This is a genomic window from Shimwellia pseudoproteus, from assembly GCF_016415625.1.
Taxonomy (GTDB): Bacteria; Pseudomonadota; Gammaproteobacteria; order Enterobacterales; family Enterobacteriaceae; genus Shimwellia; species Shimwellia pseudoproteus.
On record NZ_WBXP01000028.1, the window covers coordinates 16,388 to 29,640 of the forward strand.

Sequence of the window (13,253 nt, forward strand, 5' to 3'; positions counted from 1 at the left end):
ATTAACGATCCCCGAACATATAGCGGAAATAAACCTGGGCAGCACTCTCGTTGTAATCCCCAAAGGTGTCATAGGTCACTTTGCCGCCGACCATCAGATCTTTATTCACGTTGTAATCGACGTTAGCGTGCAGGTTATAGCCGGTGCCGTTCTCGCTTTTACCGTCGTACCACGCCTCTTTAGCTTGCCCGGCATTGACATAATCCTCCAGCTGGGACTGCAACGATGAATTCCCCGGGAAGTACGGGGCCGAATCCTGGCTGTAGGACTGGTAGCCCAGCGCGCCGCCCACGGACATTTTCCAGTTCGAGAAGGTCTGGCTGTAGTCCACCGGGAAAGAGACGCTGACATAGTTTTGCGGGCTGAAATAGCCCCCGTGGCCATAACTGAAGTTGCTAAGATTTTTCGAGAAATCCATATAGCTGAGGCTAATCCCGGTTTTCAGCTCCCGATCATCTGAACGCAGCGGCCGCAGGTAGAACCCCGCGGACCCGGTGACGCTGCTGTTGCTCTGGATATTGTCACCAATATAGCTCCAGCCGCCGCCCCCCAGATAAAAGCCCGCATCGCCGTCATCGTAACTGAGCTGAACGCTGCCCCCATTACGGGTCACCTGGCCCCAGTGCTTACCGGTAAACTTATCAAACGCCCCCACGTAGCTGAGCAGGCTGTCGGTCACCGCCCGACGTTCACCAGTGAAAATCAGCTTCACATAGTCGGTTAACTGCGGTGACCACTGGACCCCGCCCACCACACTGCTGAGATCCGGCCCCAGCGGGGTAGTACCGATATCCAGTTTATAACTGTCCCCGCGCAGGGTGGCCCCGACCTCCACACCGGACTCATTCTGCGAGCCCTGGGAGGGCGCATCTTCCAGTTGGTCGTTCGCATAGGTGGAGTGCCCAAGGGCGGCGGTATTTTGCCCCTGCATAATCGCCCCGGTGCCGAACCGCCGGCTGGCATCCCCGGACGGGCTACCGGCGCTGAGGGTGACCGGGGTGACGTTCAGCTCAAGCCGCGCATCACCAAAGGGCACCGTTGACCACTGGAGCGGTACCCGCCCTTCGGTAAGTTTGCTCAGGCCGTTTTCCCCGTCCCGGCCCCGTACCGACATGTCGCTGCGCACCCAACTGGCGGTTTTCTCATCCAGTTGCTGGATCATCTGGTCAATCTGGCGCAACTGACTGCTCTGGGCGGTTTCCACCGGAATATCCGGCCGTACGGTGCCCGGCGGCGCGGTTTGCGGGTCCCTGGATTGTTGATCCACCTGCCAGGGCATCGATATGCCATAAACAGAAGCACTCGGGGTCGTCCGGCTGGTGGTGGACGTGGTGCTGAACGGGTTGTCCGCCAGCACCATACCGCCAATAACCGGTGTACTGCCGGGGCCGCTGCCAACGCTGGCAGACTGTAAGCCCAGCACCTGGCCACGGGCGCTACGCAACAGCGCCAGTGCCTGCTGATGATTACCGTCCGCCTCTTCAATGCGGGCCAGCAATATTTTGCGCTGTGGGGTACTGGTATCGCGCAACCCGGCCGCCAGCTGGCGGGCCCGCTCAACATTATCGGCCGCCAGCGCCACATCAATGGCCCCGGCCCGGGCATCCTGGGTGGGGGTGTCCCGGGTCATCAGGTAGTCATACACCACCCCGGCTTCTTTGTTCATCTTGCCGGACTGGTAGAGCCGGGCCATAGCGAACATCAGATCGGTATTTTGCGGGTCCTGCTGCATGGCGCGGATCAGCCGGTCATACGCGGCGGCATAATTGCCGGACTCACGCAGCCGGTCGGCCTCATTAATCACATAGCCATTTTGTAGCCCCGCCAGCTGGGTTGGGGTACTGCGGGCCTGCAATTCAGGATTTGCCAGCCACTGGCTGGCCTGGGCATTCATCCCCGCCTGGTTAAGTACCGCTATCTGATCGGCATAATCCCCGGCATTGCCCTGGACCCCCCGGGCCATATTGCGCTGTACCACCGCAACCGCCCCGCTCAGATCCCCAGACTTGGCCAGCAACTGCGCCAGTTTACCGGCATCCGCCGGGCTATCCGGGTTACTGTCCCCCATCGCCCGCAGCGTATTACGCGCCGCGTTGATATTCCCGGTTGCCAGATAACTTTCCGCCGTAGCCATTTGGCCGTTAAACGTGATCCGCCGGGCGAGGCTGTTCATATCCCGGTTACGGCTGGCGGGCGGAATACGCGCCAGCACCGCGCCGGCCTGTTGCCAGGCCCCGCGATCGCTGAGGAATAACGCCGCCGCATACAGCGAGCTGGCCCCGGCGCCCGGCCGGTAGAGCGGTTCAATAACCGAGGTCGCCTCAGCGCGGTTGCCGTTTTTATCCAGCTGACGGGCCAGATCCAGCCGCAGCCACGGATCCCCTGGCACCCGGTTGACCCCCTGGCGCAAGAGCGCAATAGCCTGTTCAGTATCGCCGCGATCCGCAGCCTGCTGGGCCTGGCGGCGGAGAGGGTCCCCCGGAGATCCGCCCCCGGCACGGGGCTGTAACCGGGCCTGAAGCGCGGGCGATAACGTCCGCAGCACGCTCTGGGCCTGGTCGGTTTTGTTCTGCTCCCGCAGCACATAGTAGAGGTTTTCTTTCGCCGCGGCGTTATCCGGTGAATCCTGGAGCAGTGCGCGCAGGGTTTGCTCTGCCTGGGGGTAATCTTTGTTATGGCGCAGGACATCCGCCCGGAACAGTTTTGCCGCATTGCCGCGCTCGCCGGTCTGGCCCGCCAGCGGCGCACTCAGGGCCAGCGCCTGGCTAATATTGCCCTGTTTATACGCCTGCTGGGCCTGGGATAGTTTGCCATAAAAATCCGCATCCGCCGCCTGGTTCTGGCGGCTGGCAGACTGCTCGCCCCCCTGGCTGGCAGAGCGCTGTAAGTATTGCGCGGCCCCGGCGTAATCCCCCTGGCGCTGGGCAATATAGCCCATACCGGCCAGGGCATCGGGGTCATTGGGGTTACTTTGTAATACCTGCTCAAAGCGGGCCTTCGCGGTGGCCAAATCCCCGCTGTTCAGCTCGCTGAACCCCGACTGCATAGCGGCGCCTTCCGCACTCTGCCGGTAGCGGGCCAGTACCGCGGTATCTTTGGGGTGACGCTGCATCCAGTTGGTGTAGCTGGGTTCATCCTGGGTCTGTGGTGAGAACCACAGCAGCGCCTGGCGTAGCGCGGTATCGGCTTCCTGGTTGCCGGAGGCCATCTGCTCCAGCAGCCCGATCCCCTCCCGGCGGGTACCTTCGCGGTAGGTCAGCACTTTCCCCAGCGCCACCCGGGCCGCATTGTCCTGCGGGTTCTGGGCCACCGCCTGGCGTAAGCCGCTTAATGCCTGATCATAACGGGCAGTGTCACCGGCCATGGTGAGGTAATACTCCGGCGCCAGTCCCGGCGGGGGCGTGCCGCCGTTAAACAGCGACTGCCAGGTCTCCAGCGCCGCGTTAATGTTGCCACTGCGGGCCTGTTGCCGGGCGAGACTAAGCCGGGATTTCGGAATTTGCGCCACCTGGCTGGCATTGCTCAGGGCCTGCAATTGCGGTGCCTGCGGGTTGGCTTTCGCCAGCCGATCCCGCCACTGGGCCGCCCCGGTCAGATCCCCGGACTGCTGGGCCCACAGCGCCATCAGATAGAGAGCCTCGTTATTATTAGCATCCACCAGCAGCACCTTTTTCAGTGCTTCGCCAGCCAGATCATTATGGGACTTTTCATGCCAGTAGCGCGCTTGCTCAAACAGCGCCGTAAAGGCCGGATTATTGTCTGCCGCCAGCGCATTTCCCGCAGCCAGGCTGAGGGTCAAGATCCCGGACGCACAGACAGCGGGCAGTAACCTGGCGGTTTTATTATTTATCATGGCCCCACCTTATTCTTTTTCTTTTGATTCGGGATCAAGACGCCGACGAACCCGGCGGCGCAGGTAGCTGCAAAAACCCAGCCCCACCACCAGACACATCAGGCAGGCGACAATCGCCAGCGTGGCGGAGTGCTGGTTGGCATACCAGACCACCATCATGTACCAGGGCATCTGCCCGCTGGGGTATTGCGGCCCGACCCGGAAGCTGCGCACGCCGTTTTCATCGGTAATGATTGCCGCATCACCGCGGATAGCCGCATTGATGCGGATATTGTCCAGGTCTTGCGTCAGCCGGGAGAGCTGCGCATTATCACTGCCGGTGGCCATCACCACGGTTTTGCCGTTGCCCCAGGGGGAGGCAAAACTGATAAAACCTCGCCAGTCACTGTTAGACGAAAAGTAGCGATCCGCATCAACGGTGGAGACATTCCACTCCCCCATGGCCCAGCGCCGCAGCGTCTGACCCAGGGTCACCTCACGCACTCCCAGGGACTGGTTATCGCTGACAAAAGGCGAGCCCGCCAGCATGCGCTGGTTAAACGCCTGCTGGGCCATACTGGAGACCACGAGAATATCGCGGTCATTGACCAGCAGGCTGTTCGCCCCCCCTTCCGGGATCCCGAACAGTACATTGCTGTTCGCCAGCACCGTGCCGGTGGCATTACCCGAGCGGGCGGCCAGGTCGAGCAGTGTGCTGATTTCCGCCGGGGATGGCCGGGGGGGTAATAGCATCAGCGCCCCGGAGTAATCCGCCAGCCGGGAGAACGGGAACGCCGCCCCGACAAAGTAGGAAAGGTTCGGCAACAGCGTGAAGTGCCGGGTGTGGCTCAGGTCTATCCAGGAGTCGTCTTTGATCTGGCTTTTAATGTTGTTATTCAGCAGCACGCTACAGGGTGCGTCCGCCTTGGGCACAATATTAAAATAGAGCGACAGCTGGTTATCCCCATAAATCATATAGGGCTGGAGGGGGATCTGGGCGCTCTCCTGGCGAGCATCGCCCCCCAGCTTGTGCCAGATCTTCTCCAGGATACCGATTTTATTAACCGGTAAATTGCGCAGGAACGCACCGTTAAACACGATATTCAGCCAGGATTTCTCTTCGTCGATCCAGCTTTCGGACGGGAAGCGATAATTCACCTGTAGCGGGATAGTTTTCCCGTCCCAGAGGAACAGATCCGGGGCCGCCCGGAATGAGACATTCAGCGGCTCGTGCCAGATCCCGGCGGCGGTCATCGATTGATCCCCGCGCACCAGATCCGCCAGCCGCACCGGTTTGGTGGTATCAATCCAGCGCGGGGCGTCATAAGGCGTACTGCGCGGAATAGCCTGCGGGCCCACCGCCACTTGCCCGGTTTGCAGCGGGAACTGGCCCCGGGTCAGCCGCCACGCCGCAGCCCGCAGCCCGGCGTCATCCCGGGCAACAATCAGCAGCAGTTTCCAGGCCGGGTTAGCCGGGTTATCAATAATTTGCAGCAGTGGCCCCTGGGTCTGCGGTAGCGTGATACCGCCAATTTGCTGGCCGGGTGCGCCAATCAGTATCCCGTGATGTTCCGGCAGGGTGTTGGTCAGCGCATCAAACCGGATCCCCCGGTAACCGGCCTGCATCCCCAGCCAGGAGGCCACCAGCGCCGCGCTGTTCACCTGCGCCGGGGAGATAGCTGCCGGGAAGGCAAAGGTCAGCCGGGTGTCCGCCATCTGCTGGCTGTCGAAAAACGGCCGCGGGAAATGGCTCAGATCGGCACTGATATTCAGTTGTTGCCCGGCCAGCTCAACACTGGAGTCCGGCAGTACCGTCACCTGATATTTATCGGTCAGATCCCGCAGGCACAGCAGCGCATCACCGTCATTAATGGTCACGCTGAGATTGTTGTTTGAAACCACCATCGGCCCGGGGATATCAAGCTGAAAGTGCGCATTATTGCTCTGGGCGCTTCCCAGGGGCACGGTGCCCAGCGGCTGGCCGTTCATCATCAATAACAGACTGGCACCCCGCGCCGCCAGGGCCGGGGAGACACTCAAGTTAAGCGAGAGCTGGGCGTGGGTGATAACCACATCGCCCGGCACAGAAAAACTGACCCCGGACTGAAGCTGGCCACCGCGCAGCACCATCCCCTGGGGCATCCCCATCTGGGCGAGGGTTATCTTACTGGCCACCTCGGGTGTCAGGCTGTTCGCCCCGGACAGCGGCGCCAGAGCAGGTGTACTGGTGTCGGTCTCTGGCACCGTAGCGGTGCTCTCTGGCCCGGCGTCAGTTGCCGGCGGCGCGTCCGGGGCGGGCGGTGGTGCCGGGAACGCCGGGGCGGCGGCGCTGTTATCTGCCGCCGTCTCCGGGGGCTTATCGGGGGCCGGTAGTGGGTCCGCCGCATACAGCGGTACAGCCGCACCGATAATAAACACAAGCAGCAGTGGCAGGATCCGTCTCATACTGCTTTTTCCTCGTCATCTTTACGGGGGGGTGTGGCGTGACGCGCGCGGGCGGCGGCGCGCCACTCCCGCCAGGAACGGACAAATACATCAATAATGCAGCGGCCGATGGTAAAGAAAGAGACCAGCGGATTATCCTGGGCCCGGACAGGCTGGATCCAGGCATCGGCCCGGGACAGGACCACCCGCACCAGTTCCCGGCGCAGCGGCAGTGGTAACTCGGCAAACATCAGCCGGATATCGTCCTCACTGGCCCCCACCATAGTCACCGGGAGACAAATCGCCCCAGAGCTCAGCTCCAGTTCTATCTCTTCTATCTCATCGGTCAGGTGGCGGTTATCCGGCAGCGTGATCCGGCAGCCCCCCATCGAGAGATCCCGGGTAACGCTGCGGGACGCAATACCGCTGGCATAGTGGATAATCACCGGAAGCTCGACATCAATACGGATGGTTTTGCGCACCTGTCGCGTTTCCCGGGCAACGGCAATCGCCCCCAGCAGGAAAAACAGACAGTACATGGCCCAGCCGACGTTAAGCGCGATAACCCCCGGGTCCACCGCAAAGTAGTCATGGCCCACCGCCCGCACAATGCCGCTGATAATGGCTATCAATAGCAGGCTGGCGACAATAATATGCGGGCGCACGATGGCGAAGTCGAAATACCCGGCGTTGAGCAGGCCGCCCTTGTCGGTGACATTGAATTTACCGCGCTTGGGAAACAGCATGGTCACCATGGTCGGCAGGGCAAGGTGGAACGCCAGTAACAGGTCGTAAATCTCTCCCCAGAAGCTGTAGCGGTAGCGGCCATTTAACCGTGAGCCGACAATAATCGACATCAGCAGATGCGGCAGCGCATAGGCAAATACCAGGCTGGCGGATGAATGAATGATATTGAGGTTAAACAGCAGGTACGCCAGCGGGGCGGTGAGAAAGACGATGCGCGGCAGGGCAAACTGGAAATAGAGCATCGCGCTGAGGTAGCACAGCCGCTGGGGAAAGGTCAGCCCCCGGCCCCACAGCGGATTATCGACCCGGAAAATTTGCGTCATCCCGCGCGCCCAGCGGTTACGCTGAATAACGTGCAGCACTACGCGCTCAGTAGCCAGCCCCGCCGCCAGCGGGATCCCCAGATACGCGGTGCGCCATCCCAGGCGCTGCAATTTCAGGGCGGTATGGGCGTCTTCGGTGACTGTTTCCACGGCAAAACCGCCAATCTGCTGCAATGCGCTGCGGCGGATCACCGCACAGGATCCGCAGAAAAACGTGGCATTCCAGTTGTCGTTGCCCTTCTGGATCGGGCCATAAAATAGCGCCCCTTCATTAGGGATACTGCGCCCCCGGGTCAGGTTGCGTTCAAAAGGGTCCGGGGAATAGAAATAGTGCGGCGTCTGTAACAGCGCCAGCCGGGAATCTTTCAGAAATGCCCCCACCGTGGCCTGGAGAAAGACCCGGGTGGCCACGTGGTCACAGTCAAACACGCAAATTAACTCTCCCTGGGTTAATTCCATCGCGTGGTTCAGGTTGCCTGCTTTGGCGTGGGCATTATTAGTACGGGTGATATAACCGACCCCGACATCGGCGGCAAATACCGCAAATTCACTGCGTTTGCCGTCGTCCAGTAAATAGATTTTTAATTTGTCCTGGGGGTAATCAATACACTGGGCCGCCAGCACGGTATCGCGCACCACATCGAGGCTTTCGTTATAGGTCGGCACATAAATATCGACAGTTGGCCACAGCCGCTGATCTTCCGGCAGAGGATCAATTTTACGTTCAAGGGGAAATAACCCCTGAAAATAACTCAGCAGCAACATTACCCAGGTGTAAAGTTCCGCCAGGAACAACCCGGTGCCGAGAATCGCCTCAATCTCTGAATTAAAATACAGCGTCTGGGTGGCGCGGAAATAAATATAGCGGGTGGACATCAGCGCAGAAATCAGGATCAACACTACCGACACCGCGCGCGTTTTACTGAAGTTCAGTAACACTAAACACAAAATACTGATCAGCGCGAAGATATACTGCTTTTGGCTGTCCATCGGGGTAGTGATGATAAGTACAGCAATGGGTGCCATTACCAGCAGTAATAGCCAGAACAAGGTCTTTTTCATAGCTGCATTCCGTCCGTATCAGAAACCCGTAGCGCCAGGGCTGTGATGAACCGCCCCATCACCCACAGTAATACCCAGCAAACTGGTCACTTTTTTACTGAGCAGTTCAATATCAAAGGCCGCCGCGGAGGCGGGGCTGAAATCAAAAACCGCTTGCTGAGACGCATTGGCCTCCACCACGCTTTCGTCGTAATGGATACTGCCAATCAGACGATGGTCCAGACGCCGGGCCATGACGTCCGCCACCTCCCGGCTGATCCGCCGCCGGTTATTGGTCTGGTTCAGGACATAGCGGATATCGGAACCGCTGATATCGGCACCGCCAAACAGCGCACCGTTCTCCACCCGCGGCAACAGGGTGAGCGAGGCGGTATCCGCCAGGAAGGTCACCAGGTGCATATCAGCCATACGCGACACGGCACTGAGCGCTGCCCCGGGCCCCGGCGGGAAATCCGCCAGCACAATCAGCCCCGGGTAATTGAGCAAGGTCCCCAGCCCCCGGCTGAGAAAATGGCTGTCGCTGGTCATCCGGGCGTCAAAATCAGCCTGCTGCTGGGGGGTAGCATCACCATAGGGCAGCACAAACAGGTTGCCCCCTGCCGACATCACGGACTGGCTCCAGTCTGCGGATTCGGTGGCGTTGGCCACATACCCCCGCCCGTCGGTGAGCGGGACACCAAAATGAAGCCGCAGCGCATTTTGTACATCAAAATCAATGGCCAGCACTTTACTGCCCCCCCGGGCCAGGCAATACGCCAGGTTAGCCACCAGGGTGGTTTTCCCCACTCCGCCTTTGGGTGAACAGACACAAATTAACGGCATGACGCTATCCTTTCCAGCACGGACTGTAACGGCAACGCCCGCACGGCGGCACGATCACTGGCGGGGGCCGCTGCGGGGGCAAACATAGCACTATAATCGGTCACCGGCGGCTTCCCGCCGGAGGTGGCTTGCGGTGCCTGCGGGCGGGCGGCCTCAGTAGCAAGACGGTGCGCCGCTGTTATTTGCCCGGCATCGCCAGCGCTGGCCGGGGCCGCGGGCCTGACGGGCTCTGCGGGCTGGGCTGACGCGGGAATATCCGCCATGGCTTTCAGTAACGCCGGAGGCGCCGCTGCGGGTCCCCCCCCTCCGGGGCCACGCCGCTGGGCTGGTCCGGTGTGCGGGGTTCCTCCCGGGCAGCAACCGGCGCTGGCGCAACCGCCGGGGCGCTGGCGAGGGTAAACATCCCCGGCGCCACGGTTTGCGGGGTTGCCCGGCTGGTATTCACCGTGGCGGGAAAAGGCGAGCTCTCCTGTTCCCCGGCGAGCACCTGGTTAATCATATTCCAGTCGCTCCTGGTGGAACGGGCCTTCGGCGTGGCGATTTCCTGAAAAGGGATCGCATTGGTCTGTGTTTTATCCCTGAAACGCTGCAGATCATCGTAGCTACTGCTCATAAAAGCACTCCATAGCGGATAAATTACTGTTGGCAAAACACGGGCCCGATTGATATTCCAGCCTGCTCAGGCGCAGACATAGCGCCCACGATATATTCACCGGCACGTTATTTTCCAGATAGCGACAGTTCCCGATCAGTGGCATGACAATAAGCACTGACAGCTCTTATTATGGGCAGGTGCCCACTTATTTTTACTATATTGCTGACAACTATAGGATTATGTTGCTCAGGCTGCCAGTCGCCCGCTGATTAAAATAGTTCCTGGCAAGCAATTGCTGGCAACAGCGTCGCCCCGGTAGCAGGACGAGAACGCTAAAAATCTAACACTCCCGGCCATATAACCACAATATAGCCATCAGAAAATAGCTCGAAATAACACTGTCTTTTTCATAACAAAAAATCATACATTTATTATGCTATCCCACTGGTTTATGTTGGTTTTAACAACTGCAGCGGCTATGGAGAAAACACCGGTTGGATAACCAGTAGAGAACGCGATTGATCGCTAATGCGCGGGCAGGTACTGGTCGTCACAAGCCCCACAAGGTTGCCGCATAATATAATGAAGAAATATTATTTCCCGGCATAACCCACATTAATAACAGGGGGTCTATTGCACTCGTCACAATTATCAAAATAATCCCAGGAATATTGTCAGGTGAAGTGAGACAAACGTGGCCAGATGATATTTATTTTTACCACACTGCTTTACCAGGCCAGAGTGCCGTGGGTTAACCCGGGCAATCGCCCATCTGCCGCTTGATGGCCAGACACAGACTGATTTACAGAGCCGGGTAATTAATAACACTGGCGGGGAGTTGCAAGGACAGATTTGAGTAATATTAACCCCTCCTGACATAACATTACCATTAAGGTGGTTATATGGTTCCATTACCCTGATGTAAGCGTAAATGCCTTTGCCGCCAGTCTCTCCGCTGTGCGGCATTTTTTTGATCTCCCTTGCGCACTCCTCTACAGTTAGCCCATCGTTTCCCCGGTGTGAGGATCTATGGAGCTGCGCCATTTGCGTTATTTTCGGGAGCTGGGCCGCACCCTGAGTTTTTCCCGGGCGGCAGAAAATCTGCATATTGCCCAGCCCCCGCTAAGCCGCCAAATCCAGCAACTGGAAGCGCTGCTGGCGGTAAAACTCATCCAGCGTACCCGTCCACTGGCCCTCACCGAGGCCGGGCAACATCTGTATCAGCACCTGGATCCGCTCTTTGCGCAATTAGAAAACCTGATCGCTGAAACGCGCAATATCGCCGGGCACCGCCAGACATCCCTGACCATTGGTTTTGCGCCGTCGGTCCTGTTTGGCGAGTTGCCGGATGTGATTCGCGCCCTGCATAGCGATGGCAATACCCGGGTCGCCATGCAGGAAATGGTCACCGTCGCCCAGATTAACGCCCTCAAAACGGGCCAGATCGATATTGGCCTCGGCCGGATTTCCCTTACCGACCCGGAGATTGAACAGCAGGTTATTGTGCTGGAGCCACTGATCGCCGCCCTTCCGGCCCCCCAGCCGCGCCGGGCAACCACCCTTGCGGCGTTAAGCCAGTGGCCGCAAATTCTCTACCCGGCCCAGCCTCGTCCGGGCTATGCCGATCATGTGCTGGGGCTATTCCGCCAGCACAACTTACAGCCGGGTGACATCCACTGGGCCAGCGATATGCAAACCGCCCTTGGTATGGCCGCCGCCGGGTTAGGGGTGACGCTGGTGCCTGCCGCCGCCCGGCAAATCCAGCGCACCGGGCTGCATTACCGCAAAATCACCGATGCCGCCGCCACCTCACCCATTATTTTAAGCCACCGCAAAGGGGACGACAGCCCTGCCCTGCACCGCTGTATAGCCTTACTTACCCGGCAATATCCACCGAACCGTTAGTGACCGGCAACGGTTACAGCCGCTTCCCGGCGATAGCGCTTACGGATCAATAACACGCTCAGGCTGGAGAGCAATAACGGCACCACCAGCAGGGCGAAGAAGCCCGCCGCCCCAAACTGGCTGAGGATAACCCCGCCAATGGCAGAGCCGAATATCGCCCCCAGCCGGCCAATGCCGATGGCCCAGCCCATGGCCGTGGCCCGTACCCGGGCCGGATAAGTGGCTACCACCAGATAGTTCAGGGCCAGTTGTTGCCCGCCGATACCAAACCCGGCCAGCGCAACCAGGGTGAACACCAGCCACCATTGCTGGCCCGATACGGTGATACTCAGCCCGGCGGCCACCACCACTCCGGTAGCAAACATGATGCCAAGGATAGTCAGGGTGTTCACCCGGGGGAGAAACCACGACAGCGGCAAGGCGAATAAAATAAAGGCGGCATTGACCGTTACCGACGCCAGCGGAGCGTCAGCCGGGTTAAGCCCTGACTGCTTAAGCAGGGTCGGCAGCCAGGAGAGCAACATAAACCACGCCACCCAGTTAAAGAAATAGACACTCCAGACCCCGAACGTCGTGCGTTTCAGCGCCGGGGTAAACAGATCCCCCAGCCGGGATTTCACCGCCGTCACCGGCACTTGCCCCGCAGCGGTTGCCCGGGGGGTAACGGTTTGTCCAGGGGCGATATAGCGCAGAATCCGCGCCATACGCGCCTGGTTTTTCGCCCCAGGACGGGTGCTGAGATATTCCAGCGAATCCGGCAAGGCGAAGACCATCACCACCAGCAGCACTAACGGGCAGAGACCGCCAATCAGGTAAATGCTCTGCCAGCCCCACATCGGCAGTACCCAGGCCGCCAGCAAACCACCGGACATGGCTCCGGCCGGTAACGCCAGCAGCACGCCGGTGGTCACCAGGCCCCGGTATTTATGGGGGGCGTACTCCGCCGCCAGGGCCAATAGTACCGGGGTCGCCCCGCCCATACCAAACCCGGCAATCACCCGTAAGGTAAATAAGGTGCCCAGACCCGGGGCAAACGCGGTCAATAACGTGGCGCAGGCAAAGATAGCCACACACAATAATAAGGTGTTACGCCGCCCGAGACGGTCCCCCAGCATCCCCATAACCATGGCGCCCACGGTCATCCCGGCTATCCCTGCGGTCATCACCGGTGCCAGTTGGGCAACATCGGCCCGGAAGGCATCAATAATGGCCGGGCCGGTAAACGCCACGGCCTGGGTATCGAACCCGTCAAACAGCGCCACCAGAAAACATAATCCGATAACCAGACACTGATAACCGGAAAAGCGGCTATCAATAATCGACTGGAAAGTATGACGACTCAGTTGTGCCATAACGTGATCCCGCATCCTAAGTAAACCTGACAGATAGCGACACTTATAGGTGAGCGCGGGTTGAAAAACCAATACCTTAGGCGCATAGGCGCGATACCGGAAAGGTATAGCGCCAGCGGGCGTGGGGGTTGTCTGTTAGCGGGGGGATGCTCTATAACATAGGCTGCTTGTTCATGCCCGCGCACATCCTG

Annotated in this window: 8 protein-coding genes; 1 reads left to right on the top strand and 7 read right to left on the bottom strand. The window is 59.5% G+C overall.

All coding sequences use genetic code 11. The features are described 5' to 3' along the window. Nucleotide 1 precedes the first annotated feature (1 nt). Genes F9C28_RS12960 through F9C28_RS12985 form a run of 6 tightly spaced genes read right to left on the bottom strand, consistent with a single transcriptional unit; the run spans nt 2 to nt 9,823 of the window. Complete coding sequence (locus F9C28_RS12960; RefSeq protein ID WP_199015783.1) at nt 2–3,853, bottom strand: cellulose biosynthesis protein BcsC; 3,852 nt, start codon at nt 3,851–3,853, stop codon at nt 2–4. A gap of 9 nt (nt 3,854–3,862) precedes the next feature. Then, nucleotides 3,863–6,277, bottom strand: a complete 2,415-nt coding sequence (gene bcsB, locus F9C28_RS12965) for a cellulose biosynthesis cyclic di-GMP-binding regulatory protein BcsB (protein ID WP_199015784.1) — start codon at nt 6,275–6,277, stop codon at nt 3,863–3,865. Then, nucleotides 6,274–8,388, bottom strand: coding sequence for a UDP-forming cellulose synthase catalytic subunit (gene bcsA, locus F9C28_RS12970; RefSeq protein ID WP_199015785.1), 2,115 nt, complete (start codon nt 8,386–8,388; stop codon nt 6,274–6,276). Before bcsA ends, bcsB begins: the two co-directional genes overlap by 4 nt. An 18-nt stretch (nt 8,389–8,406) precedes the next feature. Beyond that, nucleotides 8,407–9,210 carry a cellulose biosynthesis protein BcsQ gene (gene bcsQ / locus F9C28_RS12975; protein ID WP_199015786.1) on the bottom strand — a complete coding sequence of 268 codons (804 nt, stop codon included), beginning with the start codon at nt 9,208–9,210 and terminating at the stop codon, nt 8,407–8,409. Continuing rightward, nucleotides 9,201–9,473: a hypothetical protein gene (locus F9C28_RS12980; protein ID WP_199015787.1), complete on the bottom strand. Its 273-nt coding sequence runs from the start codon at nt 9,471–9,473 to the stop codon at nt 9,201–9,203. The genes bcsQ and F9C28_RS12980 overlap by 10 nt, the downstream gene beginning before the upstream one ends. Before the next feature lie 5 nt (nt 9,474–9,478). Then, nucleotides 9,479–9,823 (bottom strand): cellulose biosynthesis protein BcsO, encoded by a 345-nt coding sequence (locus F9C28_RS12985; protein WP_199015788.1) that lies wholly within the window; start codon nt 9,821–9,823, stop codon nt 9,479–9,481. Nucleotides 9,824–10,834: 1,011 nt separating this feature from the next. On the opposite strand from F9C28_RS12985, the gene F9C28_RS12990 reads away from it, so the two are divergent. Next, nucleotides 10,835–11,710 carry a LysR family transcriptional regulator gene (locus F9C28_RS12990; protein ID WP_199015789.1) on the top strand — a complete coding sequence of 292 codons (876 nt, stop codon included), beginning with the start codon at nt 10,835–10,837 and terminating at the stop codon, nt 11,708–11,710. Here the strand turns inward: F9C28_RS12990 and F9C28_RS12995 are convergent. After that, nucleotides 11,707–13,062 (bottom strand): MFS transporter, encoded by a 1,356-nt coding sequence (locus F9C28_RS12995; protein WP_199015790.1) that lies wholly within the window; start codon nt 13,060–13,062, stop codon nt 11,707–11,709. The genes F9C28_RS12990 and F9C28_RS12995 overlap by 4 nt on opposite strands. Nucleotides 13,063–13,253: the final 191 nt, after the last annotated feature.

Coding starts and splice junctions, on each gene's coding strand:
- F9C28_RS12960 (WP_199015783.1), bottom strand. CDS start 3,853: ATGATAAATAATAAAACCGCCAGGTTACTGCCCGCTGTCTGTGCGTCC.
- bcsB (WP_199015784.1), bottom strand. CDS start 6,277: ATGAGACGGATCCTGCCACTGCTGCTTGTGTTTATTATCGGTGCGGCT.
- bcsA (WP_199015785.1), bottom strand. CDS start 8,388: ATGAAAAAGACCTTGTTCTGGCTATTACTGCTGGTAATGGCACCCATT.
- bcsQ (WP_199015786.1), bottom strand. CDS start 9,210: ATGCCGTTAATTTGTGTCTGTTCACCCAAAGGCGGAGTGGGGAAAACC.
- F9C28_RS12980 (WP_199015787.1), bottom strand. CDS start 9,473: ATGGCGGATATTCCCGCGTCAGCCCAGCCCGCAGAGCCCGTCAGGCCC.
- F9C28_RS12985 (WP_199015788.1), bottom strand. CDS start 9,823: ATGAGCAGTAGCTACGATGATCTGCAGCGTTTCAGGGATAAAACACAG.
- F9C28_RS12990 (WP_199015789.1), top strand. CDS start 10,835: ATGGAGCTGCGCCATTTGCGTTATTTTCGGGAGCTGGGCCGCACCCTG.
- F9C28_RS12995 (WP_199015790.1), bottom strand. CDS start 13,062: ATGGCACAACTGAGTCGTCATACTTTCCAGTCGATTATTGATAGCCGC.